Origin of the sequence: Pseudooceanicola lipolyticus, assembly GCF_002786325.1 — a bacterium.
GTDB lineage: Bacteria > Pseudomonadota > Alphaproteobacteria > Rhodobacterales > Rhodobacteraceae > Pseudooceanicola_C > Pseudooceanicola_C lipolyticus.
The window spans coordinates 195,662-216,640 of the sequence record NZ_PGTB01000002.1 but is presented as its reverse complement, the minus strand read 5'-3'; the positions used below and the strand labels follow the sequence as shown (position 1 = coordinate 216,640).

General features: G+C 61.3%; 21 protein-coding genes. 15 read left to right on the top strand and 6 right to left on the bottom strand.

Features of this window, described 5'->3' with window-relative positions:
* Positions 1-7 precede the first annotated feature (7 nt).
* The 7 genes from CVM52_RS02225 (at position 8) to CVM52_RS02195 (ending at position 6,691) form a co-directional block, all read left to right on the top strand.
* Complete coding sequence (locus CVM52_RS02225) at positions 8-1,144, top strand: CaiB/BaiF CoA transferase family protein (RefSeq protein ID WP_027264318.1); 1,137 nt, start codon at positions 8-10, stop codon at positions 1,142-1,144.
* A 61-nt stretch (positions 1,145-1,205) separates the two neighbouring features.
* The gene (locus CVM52_RS02220; RefSeq protein ID WP_027264319.1) at positions 1,206-1,925 is read left to right on the top strand and encodes a transglutaminase-like domain-containing protein; all 720 of its coding nucleotides are present in this window, start codon (positions 1,206-1,208) and stop codon (positions 1,923-1,925) included.
* Positions 1,922-2,371, top strand: coding sequence for a MaoC family dehydratase (locus CVM52_RS02215; RefSeq protein ID WP_100160980.1), 450 nt, complete (start codon positions 1,922-1,924; stop codon positions 2,369-2,371). The genes CVM52_RS02220 and CVM52_RS02215 overlap by 4 nt, the downstream gene beginning before the upstream one ends.
* Complete coding sequence (locus CVM52_RS02210; RefSeq protein ID WP_100160979.1) at positions 2,358-3,482, top strand: acyl-CoA dehydrogenase family protein; 1,125 nt, start codon at positions 2,358-2,360, stop codon at positions 3,480-3,482. Before CVM52_RS02215 ends, CVM52_RS02210 begins: the two co-directional genes overlap by 14 nt.
* A complete protein-coding gene (locus tag CVM52_RS02205) occupies positions 3,443-4,630 on the top strand; it encodes an acyl-CoA dehydrogenase family protein (RefSeq protein WP_240620830.1) in 1,188 nt (395 codons plus the stop codon). Before CVM52_RS02210 ends, CVM52_RS02205 begins: the two co-directional genes overlap by 40 nt.
* Before the next feature lie 27 nt (positions 4,631-4,657).
* Positions 4,658-5,467, top strand: a complete 810-nt coding sequence (locus CVM52_RS02200) for an enoyl-CoA hydratase/isomerase family protein (protein ID WP_027264323.1) — start codon at positions 4,658-4,660, stop codon at positions 5,465-5,467.
* Between the two features lie 171 nt (positions 5,468-5,638).
* Positions 5,639-6,691 carry a phenylacetate--CoA ligase family protein gene (locus tag CVM52_RS02195; protein WP_237267657.1) on the top strand — a complete coding sequence of 351 codons (1,053 nt, stop codon included), beginning with the start codon at positions 5,639-5,641 and terminating at the stop codon, positions 6,689-6,691.
* 71 nt (positions 6,692-6,762) lie between these two features.
* Here the strand turns inward: CVM52_RS02195 and CVM52_RS02190 are convergent, their stop codons facing one another.
* The gene (locus CVM52_RS02190) at positions 6,763-7,728 is read right to left on the bottom strand and encodes an NAD(P)H-dependent flavin oxidoreductase (protein WP_027264325.1); all 966 of its coding nucleotides are present in this window, start codon (positions 7,726-7,728) and stop codon (positions 6,763-6,765) included.
* A gap of 223 nt (positions 7,729-7,951) precedes the next feature.
* Here CVM52_RS02190 and CVM52_RS02185 point away from each other — a divergent pair, with 223 nt between their 5' ends.
* From CVM52_RS02185 to CVM52_RS02150, 8 genes are all read left to right on the top strand, one after another.
* Positions 7,952-8,722: an enoyl-CoA hydratase/isomerase family protein gene (locus CVM52_RS02185; RefSeq protein WP_223228104.1), complete on the top strand. Its 771-nt coding sequence runs from the start codon at positions 7,952-7,954 to the stop codon at positions 8,720-8,722.
* Positions 8,719-9,909: a CaiB/BaiF CoA transferase family protein gene (locus tag CVM52_RS02180; protein WP_027264327.1), complete on the top strand. Its 1,191-nt coding sequence runs from the start codon at positions 8,719-8,721 to the stop codon at positions 9,907-9,909. The genes CVM52_RS02185 and CVM52_RS02180 overlap by 4 nt, the downstream gene beginning before the upstream one ends.
* Before the next feature lies 1 nt (position 9,910).
* Positions 9,911-11,086 (top strand): acyl-CoA dehydrogenase family protein, encoded by a 1,176-nt coding sequence (locus tag CVM52_RS02175; protein WP_027264328.1) that lies wholly within the window; start codon positions 9,911-9,913, stop codon positions 11,084-11,086.
* A gap of 17 nt (positions 11,087-11,103) precedes the next feature.
* Positions 11,104-12,246, top strand: coding sequence for an acyl-CoA dehydrogenase family protein (locus CVM52_RS02170; protein WP_027264329.1), 1,143 nt, complete (start codon positions 11,104-11,106; stop codon positions 12,244-12,246).
* A 28-nt stretch (positions 12,247-12,274) separates the two neighbouring features.
* Positions 12,275-13,051: an enoyl-CoA hydratase/isomerase family protein gene (locus CVM52_RS02165; protein ID WP_027264330.1), complete on the top strand. Its 777-nt coding sequence runs from the start codon at positions 12,275-12,277 to the stop codon at positions 13,049-13,051.
* 41 nt (positions 13,052-13,092) lie between these two features.
* Positions 13,093-13,614 (top strand): TRAP transporter small permease subunit, encoded by a 522-nt coding sequence (locus CVM52_RS02160; RefSeq protein ID WP_027264331.1) that lies wholly within the window; start codon positions 13,093-13,095, stop codon positions 13,612-13,614.
* Between the two features lie 10 nt (positions 13,615-13,624).
* Entirely contained in the window at positions 13,625-14,932 is a 1,308-nt protein-coding gene (locus CVM52_RS02155; RefSeq protein WP_027264332.1) for a TRAP transporter large permease, read from the top strand.
* A gap of 66 nt (positions 14,933-14,998) precedes the next feature.
* Positions 14,999-16,132: a C4-dicarboxylate TRAP transporter substrate-binding protein gene (locus CVM52_RS02150; RefSeq protein WP_027264333.1), complete on the top strand. Its 1,134-nt coding sequence runs from the start codon at positions 14,999-15,001 to the stop codon at positions 16,130-16,132.
* A gap of 68 nt (positions 16,133-16,200) precedes the next feature.
* On the opposite strand, the gene CVM52_RS02145 is transcribed toward CVM52_RS02150, so the two are convergent.
* Genes CVM52_RS02145 through CVM52_RS02125 form a run of 5 tightly spaced genes read right to left on the bottom strand, consistent with a single transcriptional unit; the run spans position 16,201 to position 20,959 of the window.
* Positions 16,201-17,346: a thiolase family protein gene (locus tag CVM52_RS02145; protein WP_027264334.1), complete on the bottom strand. Its 1,146-nt coding sequence runs from the start codon at positions 17,344-17,346 to the stop codon at positions 16,201-16,203.
* Entirely contained in the window at positions 17,343-17,738 is a 396-nt protein-coding gene (locus tag CVM52_RS02140; RefSeq protein ID WP_027264335.1) for a Zn-ribbon domain-containing OB-fold protein, read from the bottom strand. The genes CVM52_RS02145 and CVM52_RS02140 overlap by 4 nt, the downstream gene beginning before the upstream one ends.
* Position 17,739: 1 nt before the next feature.
* Positions 17,740-18,516: an SDR family NAD(P)-dependent oxidoreductase gene (locus CVM52_RS02135; protein WP_027264336.1), complete on the bottom strand. Its 777-nt coding sequence runs from the start codon at positions 18,514-18,516 to the stop codon at positions 17,740-17,742.
* A gap of 60 nt (positions 18,517-18,576) precedes the next feature.
* Entirely contained in the window at positions 18,577-18,990 is a 414-nt protein-coding gene (locus tag CVM52_RS02130; RefSeq protein WP_036051569.1) for a PaaI family thioesterase, read from the bottom strand.
* Position 18,991: 1 nt separating this feature from the next.
* The gene (locus tag CVM52_RS02125) at positions 18,992-20,959 is read right to left on the bottom strand and encodes a TRAP transporter permease (protein WP_240620829.1); all 1,968 of its coding nucleotides are present in this window, start codon (positions 20,957-20,959) and stop codon (positions 18,992-18,994) included.
* Positions 20,960-20,979 lie beyond the last annotated feature (20 nt).

Sequence of the window (20,979 nt, the reverse complement as noted above, 5' to 3'; positions counted from 1 at the left end):
AGTGAAGATGGCTCAACCGCTCAAGGATATCCTGGTGCTGGATTTCAGCACACTTCTTCCCGGTCCGATGGCGACGCTCATGCTGTCCGAGGCTGGCGCCGAAGTGATCAAGTTCGAACGGCCCGGAGCCGGCGAGGACGCGCGCCACACGGAGCCAAAGATCGACGGAGAGAGCATCGGATTTGCTGTGTTGAACCACGGCAAGCGATCGGTGGCCATCGACCTCAAGTCAAGGGGCGCAGTGGAACGTCTGCGCCCCTTGATCGAGAAGGCCGATGTTCTGGTAGAGCAGTTTCGTCCCGGCGTGATGGACCGGCTGGGGCTTGGTTATGAAGCGGTGCGAAAGATCAATCCCGGTCTCATCTATTGTTCGATCACCGGCTATGGCCAGACCGGACCAAAGGCCAGCGCCGCCGGCCACGATCTCAACTACGTCGGTGATGCGGGTATCCTGTCGCTCAGTCGCGGACCGGATGACCAGCCAACAGCCCCGTTCGGGCTGGTCGCCGATATCGGAGGCGGAACCTATCCTGCGGTGATGAATATCCTGCTGGCCCTGATTGCGCGGCAGGCAAGCGGGCAGGGGACGCATCTGGATATCGCAATGGCCGAGGGGGCGTTCGCCTTTGCCTATTGGGCCCATGCCGAAGGTGTGATTGCCGGGCAGAACATCGAAAGCGGTGGCAGCCGTCTGACGGGTGGCCTGGCCCGGTATCGGCTTTATACGGCTGCGGACGGGCGTCAGATCGCCGTCGGCGCGTTGGAAGAAAAGTTCTGGCAGTCGTTCTGCGATGTCATTGGTTTGCCTGTGGCCCTTCGCGATGACTGGTCCGATCCAAATGCCTGTGCCGCAGAGGTTGCACGTCGTCTGAGGGAACACCCCTCGACCCATTGGGAGCCTTTGCTGGCTGCGGCAGATTGCTGCTGTTCGGTCGTGAAGACGCCCGCCGAGGCGGCGCGTGACCCGCATTTCAAAGCGCGTGACGTGTTCGGGCGGACCGTAAAAATCTCCGGCCGGGACGCGCCCGCTTTGCCGCTGCCAATTGCCCCGGAGTTCCGTTCTTCCGGAAATTCGGTCGGAGTTGCAGCCACTCTGGGCGAAGACAATCCGCGTTATGGCGTGGACCAACCGAAAACAGAGTAAATCCCGTTGACGGGCAGGATTTGAATCGGTAATCTAACATTTGTTAGAAAAAGGGGGGCCAATGGACAAGTCTGACGATGACCTGCCGACTGAAGCTGAGCGTTATGTCATGCCATCGCGCTTTGTGGAAAGCGATAGCGTGGAAGTGCAGGGTTTCGTGACATCGGCTTTGCGTGATCTTCCTGTGGACGCAACCAATCGAGACAAGGCGATCCGCCTGTTCGAAGCGGTGCGCGACGATATTCGCTATGATCCCTATTGTTTTGCGCTGGATGAGGACTCTTACCGTGCCAGCCGTATCGCTGGCGCGGAAGCGGCGTTTTGCGTTCCCAAGGCAATTCTTCTGGCGGCTTGTTTGCGTGCTGTGGGTATCCCCGCCGCTCTGGGGTTCGCGGATGTGCGCAACCACCTGAATACACCCAAGTTGCAGGAGTTGATGGGGACCGATCTCTTTATCTACCACGGCTATGTTCAGCTGTGGTTGGGGAATGAGGCCTACAAGGTGACACCTGCATTCAACATGGAACTGTGTGAAAGATTCGGGGTCAAACCCCTGGTCTTCGACGGCTATCACGACGCGCTCTTTCATGAGTTCGACGAACAGAATCACCGGCACATGGAATATGTGAACGACCGTGGTCTCTATTTCGACGCGCCGATGGGTGAGTTCCTGATGGCGTTCAAGGAAACCTATCCGAAGCTGGAAGAATTCAACCGCATCCGGATATCCAAGGATGCGAGCGGATACGATGACGGTTTCGCAAAGGAGGGTGCCTCTTGAGGTATCTGGAAGACTTCTCGCCGGGCCAAGTCTATCGCTTTCGCAGCGCTCCGATGAGCGCGGATTCGATAAAGGCCTTTGCCAAGGAATGGGATCCGCAGCGGCTGCACACCGATGAAGACTATGCAACCGCCATACATGGCAGCCTGATCGCCTCGGGCTTTCAGACCATGCTTGAGGTGTTCAAGCCGGTCATGACCGAGATGATGGTCGATGTTGCCAATATCGGCGGCATGGGCTTTGACAATTTGCGCTGGCTGCGGCCTGTGCACCCGAACGAACCCCTTGATGTCGAACTGACGGTCAACGCGGTCACGCCGTCAAAAAGCAAGCCCGACAGAGGTGTTTTGCACTATACGCTCAGCGCCAAAAACCCCGAGGGCGAGGTCGTTTTTTCGACCGACACCCCTGTGATGATCCAGCGAAAACAAAATGACACAAACTGAGTTCCTTTCCAGCGAACAAGAAGACCTTCGCCTGTTGCGCGAGAGCGTGCGCACGTTGTTTGAACGGGCGGGCGGAAGTGACAGAGCCCGACAACTCCGTGATGCCGGGGGCGGTTTCGATCCGGAGATGGTCCGGGAACTGGCCGAGGCCGGTGTTTTCGGCGTGGCGGTGCCCGAAGATCAGGGCGGGCTTGGCATGGGCCTAGCCGCCGGGGGTGTCATCGCCGAGGAAGTCGGCCGTGTGTTTGCCCCGGAACCGGTCGTGTCGACGATAGGTCTGAGCCTCGGCCTTCTGCGCCGCCTTTGTCCGGATCATCCGAAGATGGCACAGCTCATCGGCGGCGAAATTTCATTGGCGGTTGCCTGGCAGGAACGCGGCCCCGACGGGGCGCCTGCCGATGCGACCTGCCGATACGCGGACGGAAAGCTGACCGGTGGCAAGGCCTGGGTCGTCGGTGCGATCGGTTCGCACGGGTTCCTTGTCGTGGCCGAACAGGATGATGGTCCGGTTCTGGTTCTGGCTGAGGCAGACGCGCAGGGGCTTGTCATCGACAAGCGGACGCAGGCGGATGGCAGCTCTCTGGGCGAGCTTTCGTTTTCGGGAACTCCGGCCGCGGAATTGGCCAGCAGCGGTGCGGTTCTCACTGCACTGGCCGAGGCTGTCGCCGATGCAACGGCGCTTGCCGCGGCCGAGCTTGTCGGCGTGAGCGAGCGCGCCTTCGAGATCACGCTCGACTACATCAAGACGCGGGAGCAGTTCGACAAGCCGATCGGATCATTCCAGGTCATCCAGCACCGTGCCGTCGACCTCAACGTGATGTGCGAGGTCGCGCAGGCCGGAGTGCGGGAGGCGCTTGCGCAGATGGACAGCGAAACCGATCCAAAAGTCCGGGCGCGGCTTGCCAGCCGGGCCAAGGCTCGCGCGGTCACCGCCGCCAAGAAGATCACGCGCGACGCCATCCAGCTGCACGGGGCCGTCGGGTACACGGATGAGTTCGATATCGGGCTCTACCTGAACCGGGCGCTGGTGCTGTCGGCCTGGTTGGGCGACGATGCCTATCACAGGCGGATATGGTTCGAGGCACGCGAAGCAGAGGGGGCAGCACAATGACCGACTGGAACGCTATGACCGATGCAGAGTTCCGCAAAGAAGTGCGCCAGTTCTTCGAGGCGGAATATCCCGAGGAGCTGCGTCACCTGCCGCACCGACCGAAGTTCGCCGAGATCGAACATTGGCACCGCAAGCTTCACGCCAAGGGCTGGGTCGCGCCAGCCTGGCCCGCTGAATTCGGCGGTATGGGGCTGAACGCCGCCAAGTTGCTGATCTTTTACGAAGAGCAGCAGCGCTGGGGCGTCAATCGCGGCCGCGACATGGGCGTGCAGATGGTCGGGCCGCTGATCATCAAATTCGGCACCCAGGAACAAAAAGATTACTGGCTGCCGCGTATCCTGAGTTGCGAAGATATCTGGTGTCAGGGCTATTCGGAACCCGGCGCCGGGTCCGATCTGGCGAACCTGCGCACACGCGCGGAAATTGACGGCGACGATTTCGTCATTAACGGCCAGAAGATCTGGACGACGATGGCGCATGATGCCACGCACATCTTCATGCTGGTGCGCACCGATCCCGATGCGCCGAAGAAACAGCAGGGCATCAGTTTCCTTCTTGCTCCGATGGATCAGCCGGGGATCGAGGTGCGCACGATCACCACCCTTTCGGGTGAGACCGAATTTTGCGAGGTGTTCTTCGACAATGCCCGCACTCCCCGGGAAAACCTGGTCGGCGAACTGAACAAGGGCTGGACGATGGCCAAGGCGCTTTTGAGCTTCGAGCGCATCTTCATCGGCTCGCCAAGTCTGGCCCAGAACGCTCTGGGACAGCTTGAAAGCTTTGCCCGTGGCCGTGGCGCGTTTGACGATCCGGTGTTCCGTGACCGCTTTGCCCAAGCGGCACTGGATGTGGAAGATCATGCCGCGCTTTATGCCCGTTTTGCAGATCAGCTCAAACGTGGCGAGACGCTCGGTGCGGATGTGTCCATGCTGAAGATCTGGGTGACTGAATGCTTCCAGCGCATCACCGAGCTGATGATCGAAGCAGCCGGTCCCGATGGCGGCTCCATCGGGCCGCTTCAGGTTGGCAATGTTAGCGTCGACGTTTTGTCGAGCTTCTACAAGGCCAGACCTACCACGATCTACGGTGGATCGAACGAAATCCAAAGAAACATCCTGTCCAAGGCCGTCCTGGGACTGCCTGGCTGAACCCATACCCTGAGGAGGAAAAGACCTATGTCGGAGCGTTACGCAAAGTACGACAAACTGAAATTTGACTACCCGGCGGATCGCGTCCTGCGCATCACGTTCGACCGGCCCGAGACATTCAACTCGGTCGATGCCGAAACCCACACCCAGATGACGGACATGTGGATCGACATCGACCGCGACCCCGACATCAACGCGGTCATCGTGACCGGCGCGGGCAAGGCGTTTTCGGCGGGCGGCGATTTCAGCCTGATTGAGAAGATGATCGGCGACTCGCACGAGATCATGAAGACGTGGAAAGAAGCCAAGGATCTCGTCTACAACATCATCAACTGCAACAAGCCGATCATTTCCGCGATCAATGGCCCTGCGGCAGGCGCGGGCCTTGTGGTTGCCATCCTGGCCGACATCTCGATCGCCGGGAAACGGGCAAAGATTGTCGATGGTCATCCGCGTCTGGGCGTTGCCGCTGGCGATGTCGCGGCGATTATCTGGCCGCTGCTGACCTCGATGGCCAAGGCGAAATACTATCTGATGACCTGCAAGCCGGTGTCGGGCGAAGAGGCCGAGCGCATCGGTCTGGTGTCAATGTGCGTCGAGGATGACGAGCTTCAGCAGATCGCTTTGGACACGGCTGTCGAACTGGCCAACGGCTCGCAAAGCGCGATCCGCTGGACCAAGTATTCGCTGAACAACTGGCTGCGCCAGGCCGGGCCGATCTTTGATGCGTCGACCGCGCTGGAGATGCTTGGTTTTATGAGCGAGGACGTCAAGGAAGGTGTGTTGTCGCACCGCGAGAAGCGCGCGCCAAACTTCCGCAAGGACTGCCCGCTTTAACGCCCGATTGGACGAGGAGGCATGGAAATGTCTGATGATATCTACAAAGATATAGCGCAAGCCTATGCCGCTGCGGCCGAAAAAGCTCCTGGCCTGAAATCGCGATTTACGGCTGCCGGATTCGATCCGGCAGCCGTCACATCGGTGGCGGACCTCTCGCGACTTCCAGTGATGAAAAAAGAAGAGCTTCTGAAGATCCAGCGCGAGAACCCGCCTTTCGGCGGATTCCTTGCCTCGGATCTGAAGGATATTGGACGGATCTACGTGTCCCCTGGCCCAATTTTCGAGCCGGCCCTTTCGGGCGAGGGAGGTCATGGCCTGGACCTGCTTTTCAAGGCGGCAGGCGTGGGGCCGGGGGATATCATCCTGAACACCTGGATGTATCATCTTGTGCCCGCAGGCTTGCTGTTCGACGAAGCGGCACAGGCCGCAGGTGCCACGGTGATTCCCGGCGGCGTGGGCAATACCGAGCTTCAGGCGCAGATCATCGTCGAAACCGGCGTGACTTCGATCTGCGCCTCGACCGCGTTTTTCCTGACGCTGGCGGACAAGGTGATCGAAACCTATGGCCGCGACGCATGGAAGGTGAAGACAGCCTTCCTCGGCGGTGAGATGGGCGACTGGATGGCCAAGCGCCGCCGGATCGAGGCCGAATACGGCGTGTCCACCTGGGCCGCCTATGCCACCGCCGATCTAGGCCTTGTCGCCTATGAGGATGGCGGCGAAGGCTATCTGGTTCATCCCGACCGCGTGGTGCAGATCTGCGATCCGGTCAGCGGCGAACAGGTCGCCCATGGCGAACCGGGCGAGGTTGTCGTGACCGCGCGCGATGCCACCTGGCCGATGATCCGGTTCGGCACCGGCGACAGCGCCTTTGCCCTGGAAAGCAACGCGGATGGCACCGTCAGCCGGATTTCAGCATTGCAGGGACGGGTCGGGGCAGCGGTCAAAGTGCGCGAGATTTTCGTTTATCCGCGCGTGGTTGAAGAAGTTGTCATCGGCACGCCGGGCGCAAAGGCCGCGCAGGCCGTGGTAACGCGCGAGAACGATCGCGACATGATCCGCCTCTCGCTTGTGCTGGAAGACGGTGCCGACGCTTCTGCTGCGGAAGCAGCCGCCGCCAAAAACTTCAAACTGCATACACGAATTCGTGTCGACGAAGTGAACATTGTTTCGGAACTACCCGAAAATGCAGAACTGATCGTCAACCAAAAGGACCGCTAAGATCGGGTCTCGATCATTCGCGACAACCGCAGAAACAGATGGGCGGCCGGGCAACCGGCCGCCCTCTTTCGTCAGGAACAGAGCGCATCTTTGGCGACCTGGTATTCCCGGTCGAGACGGTCGACGTAGTCCGCCGTGGTCATCACCTCTTTCACCGCTCCGATCCCCTGACCGCTGCCCCAGATGTCACGCCAGGCCTTGGGGCGAATGTCGCCGGTGGCCAGATCGAGTTTGTTGCCGATCCCGGCCAGGTTGTCCGGATCGAGACCGACCGCCCGCACCGACGGTTTCAGATAGTTGGCATGCACGCCGCTGAAATAGTCGGTATAGACAATATCATCGGCCCCGCCTTCGACGATCATTTGCTTGTACTCCTCCGACGCGACCGCCTCGGTCATGGCAATGAAGGGGGATCCGATATACCCAAAATCCGCACCCATGGCCTGCGCCGCCAGAATTGAGCGCCCGGTCGCGATGGACCCGGACAGGGCAAGCGGACCATCGAACCATTCCCGGATTTCCTGAACCAGCGCAAAGGGTGACAAGGCCCCGGCGTGGCCGCCAGCGCCGGCGCAGACCGCGATCAGGCCGTCGGCGCCCTTGTCGATCGCTTTCCTGGCGTATTTGTTGTTGATTACATCGTGCAGTACAGTGCCGCCGCACTCATGTGCCGCCTGGTTGACGTCTTCCCGTGCGCCCATTGATGTGATCCAGACAGGCACTTTCCAGCGCGCACATATTTCGACGTCCCGCTCAATCCGATCATTCGATCGATGGACGATCTGGTTGACCGCGAATGGCGCGGCGGGCCGATCGGGATTGGCCTGATTGTGCGCGTCAAGCTCTTCAGTGATGCGCTTGAGCCAGGCTTCAAGCAGCGGCGGTTCACCTTCGGACTCGCGTGCGTTCAGCGCCGGAAAGCTGCCGATGACGCCGGCTTTGCACTGGGCGACGACAAGATCCGGCCCGGACACCAGGAACATGGGCGAGCAGATCACAGGCAGGCGCAAGCGGCCGAGAGGGGTGTCGGAGTACATTGTCTATTTCTTCTTTGCTGTTTCAACAGGGGGTGCCGAGGCCCGTAGCCGTGACGGGCGCGCATGGGAAGGGAAGCCGAAAAAACGTGCCAGCAGACCGCAAGGAAATACACAGAACGGGTGAATTTTACACATGTCTGATTTTCCGCACCGGACTATTGCCCGTCGCTCAATGCCACTCCTATCGTGTTCCATGCTAGCCCATTCCTGGGAGGAGGAAGCGGTGCCATTGCTCTACAGCCGCTCGGAAAGCGTTGGTCGGATGACTTTCGATTTTCCCGAGAAGAAGAATGCCCTTGATCAAGACGCACGCAAAGAGATGGAACGCATCGTCACCCAGGTGCGCGACGATGACCGCGTGCGCGCGCTGTTGATCACGGGTGCCGGGGGCGCGTTTTGCGCCGGAGGCGATATCAGCACCTTCGCCGGTTCTTCGCCTGTGGCCATGCGGGACCGCATGAAACAACAGCACCGCGTAACCCGGATGCTATATGATCTTGAAAAGCCGGTCGTCGCGGCGGTTGCCGGGCCGGCCTTTGGCGTGGGGTTCAACATTGCGCTTCTGGCTGACGTGATCCTGGCCGCGCCCTCGGCCCGCTTTTGCCAGGCCTATGCGCGCGTGGCGATCGTGCCCGACGGTGGCGGGCTTTACTTGCTGGCGCGGACGGTCGGGACGCAGCGGGCGAAGGCGATGTTCCTGACGGCCCAGGTGATCGATGCCCAAGAGGCGCACGACCTTGGGATCGTCCACGCAATCCACGAAGAAGACGCGCTCGACGCAGAGGCCGATGCGCTGGCCGTGCGTCTGGCCGAAGGGCCGACCCGAGCCTTTGGGCTGGGCAAGTCGATGCTGAACCGTGGCATGGATTGCGATTTCGCGACCTATCTCGAGATCGAGGCAACCGCCGAAGCCCATATCATGCAGACCGCAGATCACCGCGAGGCGGTCGCCTCTTTCAAGGAAAAGCGCCCGCCGGGCTTTGTCGGATCATGAACGCGGCGCCCGATTGTGGCCCGCTGGCCGGTCTTCGGGTGATCGACCTCGGGCAGGTCTACCTTGGGCCCTATTGCGGTCTGATGTTCGCGCTCATGGGGGCCGAGGTCATCAAGGTCGAGCCGCCCGGCGGCGACAGTATCCGCGGCATCGCGGGCGGGCGCGAGAACCCCGCAGCGATGATGCTCAATTCCAGCAAACAGAGCGTGACGCTTGATCTGGGGTCCGAGGGCGGGCGCAGCGCCCTGCTGGCGCTGGCAGATTCGGCCGATGTTCTAATCGAGAATTTCCGTCCCGGTACGATGGAGAAACTGGGGCTGGGGTGGGAAACACTCTGTGCCCGCAATCCGCGCCTGGTCATGGGGTCAGGAAAGGGTTACGCGGCCGATTCCGTCTATCGCGATGCGCCGGCGATGGATTTTCCTATTCAGGCCCTGACCGGGCTGATGTCGGTGACCGGGTTTCCCGATGGTCCGCCGGTGAAATGCGGCGCAGCGATCACCGATTTTCTGGGCGGTATCCACCTTTTTGGTGGCATTATGGCGGCGTTGCATGCGCGCGGCGCGACAGGGCGCGGGGACTTTGTCCAGATCGCGATGCAGGACGTCACGCACCACGCGCTGGCGTCGAATATCGCAAGCTATCTGCTGGCGCCTGACGGGTTCGCCGACCGGGCCGGCAACAGTCAGGCCGTGCTCAAGGTCGCACCCTACGACCTGTTTCCGGCGCGCGACGGGCAGGTGGCCATCATGTGCCTGAATGATCGCCACTGGCAGCAGCTGACCCGGGCCATGGGTCGCCCTGATCTGGCCGAAGATCCCGAACTGGCCGCGGGACCCGCGCGCTGCGCGCGGCGTGCCCAAGTCGATGGCTGGGTGACGGCGTGGACCTCAAGTCAGACCCGCGCCGAGATTTTCGCGGCCCTGAGCAGCGCACATGTGCCGGGCGCCCCGGTGCGCACGCTCGCTGAGGTGGTGTCGGACGATGACATGCGCGCCCGCGGCATGATCCATGACCTTCCGCATCCAGACCTGGGCACGGTCCCTGTTCCAGGGCTGCCGATGCGTTTCGCGGCTCACCCACAGGTCGCCCCTATCCCCGCACCAACCGTAGGCGCCGATACGGCGCGCATCCTGGCCGCGCTGGAACAGGACCTGCCCTCTGCTCAATCAAAGGACACCTACTGACATGTTCAAGCTCGATCCGGAATTGGAGGATTTTCGCAACGAGGCACGCAAGCTGGCTGAGCGCGAGTTTGCTCCCAGGGCCGCCCATTGGGACGAAGCCGAAGAGTTTCCAGCCGCGAACCGCGACAAGCTGGCCGAACTTGGCTATCTGGGAATGTTCATCCCTGAAGAATACGGCGGCTCCGGCGCGCCAGTGATCCAGGGCACGGTGTTTCTGGAAGAAATGGCGCGGGTCTGTTTCAACACGGCGCTGGTCTCGCAACTCTACCTGAACGGCCCATCCCGGGCAATCAGCGTTCTGGGCAGCGACGAGCAGAAAAAGCGGTTCCTGCCAGACATGGCGGCCGGCAAGAAATTCATCGCAATCGCCATCAGCGAGCCAGAGGCGGGGTCGGCGGTGACAGACCTGCGCACCACGGCCACAAGGGACGGCGACGGATGGGTGCTGAATGGCAACAAATGCTGGTCCACGGGCGCCCATGTGGCCGATTATGCGCTGGTCTTCTGCCGTTTCGGCAAGGCCAGCGGGGCGAAGGGGATTGGTGCCTTTGTCGTCGATCTGAAGAAGCCGGGCGCGCGGATCGGCCACATATCGCTGAAGATGGGTGGCCGGGGGCTGACCGAGGCCGAGATTATCCTTGAAAACTACAAGGCCGGTCCCGAGGATGTGCTGGTCGAAGGGGACCCGGAAAGCTCGCGCTCCTTCGCGCTGTTGATGAGCAGTTTCGGACCCGAGCGGGTGGGCAACGCAGCGATGTGCGTGGGGCTGGCGCAGGGCGCTTTCGATGCTGCAAAGTCGTATTCCGAGATTCGCCATCAGTTCGGGCGCCCGATCAAGGAATTCCAGGGCCTGCAATGGAAAATCGCCGACATGGCCACACAGATCCATGCTGCGCGTCTGATGGTCTATCGGGCCGCGACCAACCCCGCGCCGAACGGCTTTCCCGATCCGATGGATGCGACCATGGCCAAGCTTTACGCCAACGAAATGGCGCAGAGGGTCACGAACGAAGCGCTGCAGATCCACGGTCACAATGGTTACACGCGCGAATACCCGCTGGAACGTATGGTGCGTGACGCGCGCGGCTTCGCGCTTGGCGGTGGCACCGTCGAAATCCTGCGCAATACGATCGCCGCCATGGTCTACGGCCACAGCTTCGACCAGCGGCGGGGGTAGGGCGGATGCATCCCTCGTTGCTAACGACAGAACAGGTCGCTCTCAAGGATGCCGCGCGCAAACTGGCGCTCGGGGAATTCCGGGACCGCGCCGCACGCTGGGACCGCGACGGCATCTACCCCGAGGAAAACCACCATCGCCTGGGCGCGCTTGGCTATCTGGGCATGACCATTCCCGAAGAATACGGCGGTGGCGGTACGCCGCTGGTGGATTGCTATCTCGTGATCGAAGAACTGGCCAAGGTGGATTTCAATACCGCGCTGATCGTTCACGATCAGAACGTCTCGCCCCGGATCATCGCCACCTGCGGCAGCGAGGCGTTGAAGCAGGCTTTCCTGCCCCGCTTCGCCGCGGGCGAGATCGAATGCGCGATCTCCTGGTCCGAGCCCGAGGCCGGGTCGGACGCCACCGCGGTGACGACATCGCTGCGCCCGGACGGGGACGGGTTTGTGCTGAACGGCGGCAAGATCTTTACCACTTTCGGCGACAGGGCCGATTACCTTCTGGTCTATGCTCGGTTCTGCGAAAGCAAAGGCGCGCGAGGCATCGGAACCGTTTTGGTGCACCGCAAAAGCCCCGGCGTTTCGGTCCATATTCTTGAACAGAAGATGGGCGCGCGCGGCTGCAACGAATGCGAGATCCATTTCGACGATGTGCGGGTGCCGTCCGAAAACGTCGTGACCGAAGGGCTGGCCGGCAACTCCAGCGGCTTTGTCCGCCCGCTGGGTGTCTATAACGCCACGCGCGTCGGCATGGGGATACTGGCGCTTGGTGTCGCCGAGGGGGCGTTCGACCTTGCACGCGACTACATGAAGACCCGCCGGCAATTCGGCAAGGCGCTGTCCGAGATGCAGGGGCTGCAATGGATGATGTCGGACATGAAGGTGCAGATCGAGGCCGCGCGGTCGTTGTGTTATACGGCGCTGTCGCTGATCGACCGCGGCCAGCCCGATCCAACATTGTCTTCGATCGCCAAGGTTCAGGCCACCGAAATGGCACAGCGCGTCACCCATGACGCCATGCAGATGTTCGGTGGCTACGGCTATTTCGGTTCGCTTCCGTTGGAGCGGATGGTGAGGGATGTGCGGATGCTGACGATCACCGGGGGAACGACCCAGATACATAAGAACGGGATTGCTCGGGCGCTGTTCACTGACTGACGAATCTTCGCCAAAGGGAGGGGTGGTCATGACAAGCGATATCACTGTGGAACACTCAGAAGGTCTGGCCGTCGTGTCGTTGAACCGGCCCGACAAGCTGAATGCGCTGACCCTCGACATGCGCGTCGAACTCCTGGACGCGTTTCGCGATATCCAAACTGACCCGCGGATTCGCGCCGTATTACTGCGGGCCGAGGGCCGCGCTTTTTGTGCGGGTGCGGATATTTCGACCATGGGCAAGGACGATGTCTGGGGTGATCGGGCGCGCTTGTACAGGGCGCACCAGATGATCCTTTCCATATTCAATTGCGAGAAGCCTGTGGTTGCCGCGGTGCGCGGTCCGGCGGTCGGGATCGGTCTGAGCATGGCGCTCGCCTGCGACGTTATCCTGCTCTCCGAGACGGCAAGATTCGGTCAGGTTTTTCGCAAGATCGGGCTGGCCCCCGATGGCGGCGCGGCGTTTTTCCTTCAGAATCTGATCGGTCGGCAACGTGCGACGGACCTTGCCTTCTCAGCGCGGATGGTGCCGGCGGATGAAGCCCTGAGCCTGGGATTGGCAAGCCAGGTTCATCCCGATGATGCCCTCGACCGGGCGGCCCTGGACTATGCGACAGACCTGGCCGCGGGGCCAACCTTTGCCCTGGCCGGTACCAAGCGGCTGATGCGCGCCGCGATGCAACCGTCTCTGGAGAGCTTTCTTGAAACAGAAGCCATCATTCAGGGGCAAATCATCAAGAGCGCGGATCACGCCGAAGGCATCGACGCCTTTCTGAGCAAGAGAAAACCGGTTTTCCGTGGCGTATGACCAAGCGGATTGGCCCTTTTTACGACAGGGAAGAGATAGTGATGGAAACAGTCATTGCACGACTTGGCAGGGTGTCGCGGATTATCACCTATATTGCGACTGCCCTGGCGGCCCTGATGATGGTCCACGTCACGCTCGATGTCATCCTGAGCCAGTTCATCGCCGAGCCCCTGCCGGGCACGGTGGATTACGTGTCGTATTATTACATGGTCGGGCTGGTCTTTCTGCCGCTTCCCTTCGTCGAATACACCAACGAGCACATCAAGGTCGACCTGATCCACGATCTGCTCCCGACGGGGGCGAGGACCGCTCTCGACATGCTGGCTCTGGCGCTGTCTGCGGTGTTCTACGGGCTGCTCACCTGGCAGACCTGGATCGATGCCGTCGAAAAATACCTCATCGGCGAGCAATCCATGGGCATGGCGGCGGTGACCGTCTGGCCCGGTCGCTTCTGTCTGCCTCTTGGTGCGGGGCTGATGGTTCTGCTCTTGCTGGCCAAGCTGATCCAGAGGCCTTTCACCGACGCTGGCATGGCCGGCCCCAATCACGACATGTACGAATAGGAGTGGAACGGTGAGCTTTTTCCAGATCGGCCTTTGCGGCATCGTTTCTGTCATCCTGCTGGTCTTGCTGCGCGTTCCGATCGCGGTCGCGCTGGGTATCGTGTCCTTCTTCGGGTTCTGGGCGATGCTGGGAAGCGGCGCGGCTTTCGGCCTGCTGACGGCGGTGCCCTATGATTTTGCCGCGCACTGGACCCTCAGTTCGATCCCGATGTTCCTGTTGATGGGATACGTCTGTTACCAGACCGACATCACGCGCGGGATCTTCAAGGCCGCCCGGGTCTGGCTGTCATTCCTGCCGGGCGGGCTGGCGGTCGCCAGCGTGGGCGGCGCGGCGCTGTTTTCGGCGGCGGCCGGCTCCAGCCTGGCCTGCGCCGCGGCAATGGGCCGGATCGCGGTGCCGGAAATGCTGAAGCGCGACTACGATCCCGGGCTGAGTACCGCCGTGGTTGCCGCAGCCGGCACCATGGGGTCGCTCATCCCGCCGAGCATCCTTCTGATCATCTACGGTATTTTTGCCGAGGTCGCGATCAGCAAGCTGTTTCTGGCCGCGATCGTGCCGGGCGTACTGACGATGCTGGGGTACTGGGCCGTGATCATCGTTCGTGTGTGGATCAATCCCGCGCTCGCGCCGTCGCTCGACGAAAGCGCGACATGGTCCGAACGGCTGGAGGCCCTGAGCGAGACATGGCCCGTGATCTTGCTGGTGGTGGGCGTTTTCGGCGGTCTGTTCACCGGGATATTCACACCCACGCAGGCCGGGGCTGTCGGGGCGGCGTTGTCCTTCGTGATTGCGGCGGCGCGCGGCACCCTGAACTGGAAAGTTTCCAGGATCGCGCTGATGGACACTGCAAAAATGACTGCGGCGATCTTCATCATCGCGGTCGGTGCCAACCTGTTTTCGAGGTTTCTGGCGATCAGCGGTATCCCCGAAGCGATGACCGACCTGGTGATTGATATGGGGGCCAGCTATGTGATGCTGGTTTTCGGCACGGCCGTGATCTTTTGTCTGCTGGGCATGATCCTCGATCCGCTGGGCATCCTGCTGCTGACGCTGCCGATCCTTCTGCCGATCTACGAGGCGAACCATATCAGCCTGATCTGGCTGGGCGTGCTTGCAACCAAGCTGGTCGAGATGGCTCTGATCACCCCACCGGTGGGGCTGAACGTGTTCGTGATCAAGGGCATCGTCGGTGATGCGGTCCCGATTTCACTGATTTTCAAGGGTGTTTTGTGGTTTTTGGCTGCGGATGTGGTGGTCCTGATCATCATGGTCGCCTTTCCCGAACTGATCATGTTCCTGCCAGAGCTCGGCAACTGATTTGGCCATCCCGGCCGTGACGAACCCCGCGCAATAGCGGGGTCTTGAAAAAGAGGAGGAGACCACATGAAACTGACCAATGCGTTTGCCGCGCTGGCGGCGACGACCGTTCTAGCGGCGACACCGGCCCTGGCCGAAAAGCGGGTGACTATATCCAACTGGACGTCACCCAATCACGCGACATCGCGTGGCCATGCCGCCTTTGCCGAAATGACCGAATCTGAATTTCCGGATGCCTTCGACTTCAAGCTGTTTGCCGGCGGCGCCTTGCTTGGCCCCAAGCCAACACTGTCCGGCCTGCGCGACGGCGTCGCCGATGTAGGTCTGCTGGCGTTGACCTATTTCAGGTCGGAAATGCCCTATGCGCAGCTCGTCGCCGATCTCGCTCTTTTGGGCGAGGACCACTATGCCATGGCCGGCGCGACCAGCGAATTCGTGATGCTGCACTGCCAGCCGTGCAAGGACGAGTTCGCAAAGAACGGCATGGTGGCGCTGAGCGGGATCAGCACTGCGCCTTATGTATTGCTGACCACCAAGCCGATCGTCGAAATCAGCGATATGCAAGGGGTCAAGCTGCGCACGGGCGGGTCGGTCTGGGACCGCTGGGCGACACGCCTTGGGGCAGAGCCGGTAAACGTGCCGTCGAGCGAGATGTACGACACGATGAGCCACGGTGTCGTCACCGCTGCGGTGCAGCCGGTCGGTGCGCTCAAGGGGCACAGTCTGATCGAGGTTGCCAAGCACCTGACGGAGTTGCCGTTGGGCACCTATCATTCCGGTTCGATCTTTGCCGCCGGCCCGAAATTCTGGATCTCACTTTCGCCGGAGCAACGCGAGCAATTCGTCAAGAACATACCCGAGGCCGTGGCGCAGACCGAGGTGTACTACGAAACCGACGATCTCGACGTGCTGAAAGAGGCGGGTGGGCTTGGCCTGCAGGTACACCAGCCGTCGCCTGAGTTTCTTCAGGATCTCATTGATTTCCGCACCGCCGATCTTGAAGAGATCGCCCGCATCTCGCGCGAGGAACGCGGCATCGAAGATCCGGAACCGCTGATCGCAACCTATCGCGAGCTGATCGAGAAATGGCACGGTCTGGTTGAGCCGCTGCAACCGATCCGGGACAATCATCAGCCTTATGCAGACCTTCTGCGTCAGGAGATTTATTCCAAGATCGACTTCGCAACCTACCCGAACTGAGCCGTTTCAGGCCTGAATACACAGCGGCCCTTCGCAAGAAGGGCCGCTTCATTGCTTCCTTCGTCTGTTCAGAGGGTGGCTTCGGTGCCCAGGATATTCGTCACCTGGCTGGACAGGACACCGCCGTTGCCGTGGGCCAGGGCCAGTTCGGCACTGCCGATCTGGCGATCGCCAGCATCGCCGCGCAGTTGCCGCACCGCCTCGACCAGCGTGAAGATGCCGTACATCCCGGGATGCACGCATGACAGGCCGCCACCATTGGTATTGACCGGCAGGTGGCCGCCAGGCGCGATGCCGCCGTTCGCCACAAACGCACCGCCTTCGCCTTTCTTGCAAAAGCCCAGATCTTCTAGAAAAAGGATCACATTGATGGTGAACGCGTCGTAGAGCTGGACCACGTCGATGTCCGCGGGTTTGACACCCGCCATGTCCATGGCCGTTCGCCCTGATTGCGCAGCGCCGGTCACGGTCAGGTCCGCCATTTCGGAGATGTCGCGGTGCGTCGTGCCCTCGCCGCCGCCCAGCAAATACACCGGAGGTCTGGGGTGATCCTTGGCCGTCTCGGCCCGGCGCATCACAATCGCGCCACCGCCATCGGTCACAAGGCAGCAGTCGCGCACCCGCAGAGGGTCGGAAACCGGCCGCGAGGCGATGACATCCTCGCGCGTCAGAGGATCGCGCATGAAAGCGTCGGGGTTCTTTTGGGCCCAGGCCCGGGCCGCCACCGCCACGTCGGCCAGCTGTTCGCGCGTTGTGCCGAATTGCGTCATGTGACGGTCTGTGGCCAGCGCATAGGACGACAGCGGGAACAACGGTCGGTAGGGGGCCTCGTAGGTCGGCAGGCCAAGCGCAGTCATCAGCTTGCCCGAGGCGGTGCGCTGGTTCGATCCGTAGCAGATCAACACGGTATCAGCGAGCCGCAATTCGAGCAGCATCGCGGCCCAGAGCGTGTGCGACAGGAACGACGAGCCGCCCATGCGGTTGTTCATCGTGAACCTGGGGTTCAAGCCCAATTCCTGCGCCAGTGTAAGACCCGACAGCATATCCAGCGGCTGGCAGGTGGCAACGGCATCGACCTCGCCAAGTGCGATCCCCGCATCGGCAAGCGCGCCGTGCACCCCCTCGATTGTGATCTCCATCGAGCTTTTGCCATGGGCCTCGCCGCAGCCTGCCAGCGCTGCACCGACGATGGCGGCTTTTCCCCGTAAACTCAATTTGCTTCTCCTTCTGGCCGGAAAACCACGGCGGGGTCACCTTCGGCGCCTTCGCCGATCGACGCGGTTACTTTCAGCCCGGCGACAATCTGGTCATGCGCGATACCGTCGATGCGCGACATCATTCGTACCCCTTCCTCCAGGTCCACCAGAACCACGTTGTAATCGCCGCCTCGTTCCGGTTTTCGGCGCACGACCGTTCGCGCATAGACGGTGCCCCTCCCGGTTGGCGCGAACCATCCCAGATCCGCGCTGCCGCAGGCCGGACAGATCACGCGCGGATGGAATACATGGGTGCCGCAGCCGCCACATTTCTGAATCTCGAAGACGCCCTCGGCCAGCTTCGCGGCGAAGACGGCGTCCGGCCCTGGGCCTTGTCCAATGCCGGCCATCTCAGAACCCGATGTGGAAGCCACCGTTCACGCTCAGGTGCTGGCCGGTGATATAGGATGCCGCGTTGGACAACAGGAAACAGACGGGCTGCGCGACTTCTTCAGGGGTGCTCATCCGTCCCATCGGAATCTGCGCCATATACCTGTCGGCGAATTTTTCAGAGCGGATGGTCTCAGTCATTGGTGTCTCGACCATTCCGAAACAGACTGAATTGACGTTGATGCGGTAACGGCCCCATTCACGCGCGGCGCTCATTGTCAGGCCCAGAACCCCGGATTTTGCCGCGCCATAATTGATCTGACCGATGGTGCCGCGACGCCCGGCATCGGATGAGATATTCACGATGGCACGGCGCGCGGCGCTTTCGGGGTCTTTTTCGACCCGGTCCTTGTAATAGGTCCCCACGGCCTGAAGGCAGGCGAAGACACCGGTGAGGTTCACGTCGATGACCTGTTGCCAGGTGGCCCGGTCCATCTTGTGGATCATCGCGGCGCGCACGATCCCGGCGTTGTTCACAAGCCCGTTGATGTCGCCGAATTCGTCGAAGGCGAATTTCACGAGCTTCCCGGGAAAGTCCGGGTCGGCCACATTCCCCACGATGGCGCGGGCATTGCCACCGATCTGTTCGGCGGTTTCCTTGACGCCGTCCTCGTTCAGATCGTTCACCACGACCTTGGCGCCCAGCTCTGCCGACAGCGCCGCCACACCGCGGCCGATACCCTGTCCGGCGCCTGTGACGATAACCACTTGATTGTCCAATGCCATCGGGTTGATCATTTCTGTCTCCTTTTGTCCTTCGTTTGTTTGGTCTCGCTCACCATCGGTTCACTCAGGTGGTCACGACGGTGGTGCGAGCCGCTTGATCACGGCATCGCCATGGGCCAGATGGTGCCCGTCCTGATTGAAGATCTCGCCCTGTACAAAAACCAGTTTGCGTCCGCCCCCGACAATGCGCGCGCGGGCCGTCAGCGTGTCTCCTTCGGTCGCCGGGGCGACGAAACTGGTGGTAAGCGAAAGCGTAAGGCAGCGATGACCTGGGCGGCCATCCCCCGCGTAGGCCGCGCAAAAGGTGACCGCGTTGTCCAGCATGGTCGCGTAGACACCGCCATGCACCGAAAAAGCGCCGTTCAGGTGATCGCGTCCGATGGCCAACCGCAGCTCGGCTTTGCCATCGGACCACGAGACGAAGCGCACGCCGAGCAATGCGTTGAACGGGGCGGGGATGTCCGGTCTGCCGTCTTGTGCGCTCATATTACGCTGTCTCCTGCTTGGCCGAGACCATCACCAAAGCGACAGCCACTGCCGCCATAGCGGCACCTGCGCCCACCGCGCCGAGGATCGGAACCGCCAGACCCGCGTTCGAGGGAAAGGCGAAGGCCAGACCGGCAATACCAAGAAGGACGCGGGCGATTGTTCCTGGCAGTCCGGTTTCGATCCGCCCGACGCCAAACAGATACCCCTGAATACCGGCGCAGATCAGCAGAATGCCGAGACCGGCGCGCAGAACCGTAAGCAGGCTTTCGAGTGGACCGGCTTGCAGGATGAACGCCGGATCAAGGACGAAGAAGAAGGGAATTATATAGACGATGCTTCCAAGCTTCATCGCTTCGAAGGCCGTCGCAAAGGGTTTGGCCTGGGCGATGGCCGCCGCGGCGAAAGCCGCGAGCGCGACGGGGGGGGTGATATAGCTCAGCATGCTCCAGTAAAGGATAAATAAATGGACGCCGATCGGATCGAGCCCGCCGGCGACCAGGGCGGGTGCCAGCGACACCGCCAGAATCACATAGGCGGCGGTCACGGTCATGCCCATTCCAAGAATGAAACTGGTCAAAGCCCCCAGCAGCAGAAGCAGAAAGATGTTGCCGCCCGCGATGAACAGCAGATCGTTCGAGATCGTCCCGGACATCCCGGTCACCGCCAGTCCGCCGACGATCAGCCCGACCGCCGCAAGAATGGCAACAAGTTCGACGAACAACTGTCCCGTGGCGATCAGAAAATTCATCAGCTCCTTTCGCCCCCAGCGTGATTTTGAGAGCAGCTGGTTCAGGACAAGAAGCAGCGCGGTCGCATAGAATGGAGCGATCGCCTCGCGCTTGAGGTAGAGCAACATCCAGATCAGCAGCCCGAAGACGGCGAGAAAGTACCAGCCTTCGCGCAGCACCTTGCCGATCCTGGGAAGGTCGGCGCGCGGAACGCCTTTCAGTCCGTTGCGCGCCGAGTATGCGTCGATTTGTGCGAACAGGCCGAAAAAGTAGAACAGCGAAGGAAGCACCGCCGCCACAACGATGTTGGTGTAGTCGGTCGCCAGGAATGTCGCCATGACAAAGGCCGTGGCGCCCATGATAGGGGGCATCAGCACCGCCCCCGTCGACGCCGCCGCTTCGATCCCCGCCGCATAAGTGGGCCTGAACCCCACCTTTTTCATCGCTGGAATGGTAATTGATCCGGTCGTCAGCACATTGGTGATCACGCTGCCGCTCATCGAACCGGTCAGCCCGCTGGTCAGAACTCCTACCTTGGCCGGCCCGCCCCGGACATTTCCGAGCGCGGCAAAGGCGATGTCGATAAAAAACGGACCTGCGCCGGTATGTTGCATCGCAACGCCGAAGATCATGAACCCCACGACAAGATTGACAAAGCTGCGCATCGGTATGCCCAGCACACTTTCGCCGCTCATCGCGTGGAAGATCGCCGTTTCGACGGGCGAGCGCTGGAAGCCCTGGATCGGGCCGGGCGCATAGTTGGCGATCATGGGGTAGATGGAAAATACCAGGATTACCGCGAACAGCGTCCAGCCGCCGGTGCGGCGCGCGGCCACGAGCAGCAGGAACCAGAAGGCGAAGCTGGCGATCACGGCATTAAGAGGAGCGGCGAAATCCCACCCTTTGTTCACCACGCTGCGCCCGTAGTAGGCAAAGAAGGCGCAGGTGATCAGGGCCAGCAGGGCCAGAAAGTAATCCCACCATCGCGTCGATCCGTAAGGATCTGACTTTGAACAGGGAAAGACAAGGAACACCAGTGGCAGCGTCAGCAGAAGCATCACGTAGAGGTAGTGAATTTCAAGCAACCGGACGTTCATGAAGAAGCTCAGATTGAACAGATGGTTGACCGACGCCGCGGTCAAAAGCAGCGCCGAGACGACGAGCGACCAGCGAACAAACGCGGGCAGGGTGCCCATACCGGTCGGTTGCGCCGGCGCTTCCTGTGTTTCCTGTGCCATGCCCGTATTCCAGTTTTGTG

What these genes read in the sequence shown, in the direction of transcription:
- CVM52_RS02225 (WP_027264318.1), top strand. Translation starts at nt 8, where the DNA reads ATGGCTCAACCGCTCAAGGATATCCTGGTGCTGGATTTCAGCACACTT.
- CVM52_RS02220 (WP_027264319.1), top strand. Translation starts at nt 1,206, where the DNA reads ATGGACAAGTCTGACGATGACCTGCCGACTGAAGCTGAGCGTTATGTC.
- CVM52_RS02210 (WP_100160979.1), top strand. Translation starts at nt 2,358, where the DNA reads ATGACACAAACTGAGTTCCTTTCCAGCGAACAAGAAGACCTTCGCCTG.
- CVM52_RS02205 (WP_240620830.1), top strand. Translation starts at nt 3,443, where the DNA reads ATGGTTCGAGGCACGCGAAGCAGAGGGGGCAGCACAATGACCGACTGG.
- CVM52_RS02200 (WP_027264323.1), top strand. Translation starts at nt 4,658, where the DNA reads ATGTCGGAGCGTTACGCAAAGTACGACAAACTGAAATTTGACTACCCG.
- CVM52_RS02195 (WP_237267657.1), top strand. Translation starts at nt 5,639, where the DNA reads ATGAAAAAAGAAGAGCTTCTGAAGATCCAGCGCGAGAACCCGCCTTTC.
- CVM52_RS02190 (WP_027264325.1), bottom strand. Translation starts at nt 7,728, where the DNA reads ATGTACTCCGACACCCCTCTCGGCCGCTTGCGCCTGCCTGTGATCTGC.
- CVM52_RS02180 (WP_027264327.1), top strand. Translation starts at nt 8,719, where the DNA reads ATGAACGCGGCGCCCGATTGTGGCCCGCTGGCCGGTCTTCGGGTGATC.
- CVM52_RS02175 (WP_027264328.1), top strand. Translation starts at nt 9,911, where the DNA reads ATGTTCAAGCTCGATCCGGAATTGGAGGATTTTCGCAACGAGGCACGC.
- CVM52_RS02165 (WP_027264330.1), top strand. Translation starts at nt 12,275, where the DNA reads ATGACAAGCGATATCACTGTGGAACACTCAGAAGGTCTGGCCGTCGTG.
- CVM52_RS02160 (WP_027264331.1), top strand. Translation starts at nt 13,093, where the DNA reads ATGGAAACAGTCATTGCACGACTTGGCAGGGTGTCGCGGATTATCACC.
- CVM52_RS02150 (WP_027264333.1), top strand. Translation starts at nt 14,999, where the DNA reads ATGAAACTGACCAATGCGTTTGCCGCGCTGGCGGCGACGACCGTTCTA.
- CVM52_RS02140 (WP_027264335.1), bottom strand. Translation starts at nt 17,738, where the DNA reads ATGGCCGGCATTGGACAAGGCCCAGGGCCGGACGCCGTCTTCGCCGCG.
- CVM52_RS02135 (WP_027264336.1), bottom strand. Translation starts at nt 18,516, where the DNA reads ATGATCAACCCGATGGCATTGGACAATCAAGTGGTTATCGTCACAGGC.
- CVM52_RS02130 (WP_036051569.1), bottom strand. Translation starts at nt 18,990, where the DNA reads ATGAGCGCACAAGACGGCAGACCGGACATCCCCGCCCCGTTCAACGCA.
- CVM52_RS02125 (WP_240620829.1), bottom strand. Translation starts at nt 20,959, where the DNA reads ATGGCACAGGAAACACAGGAAGCGCCGGCGCAACCGACCGGTATGGGC.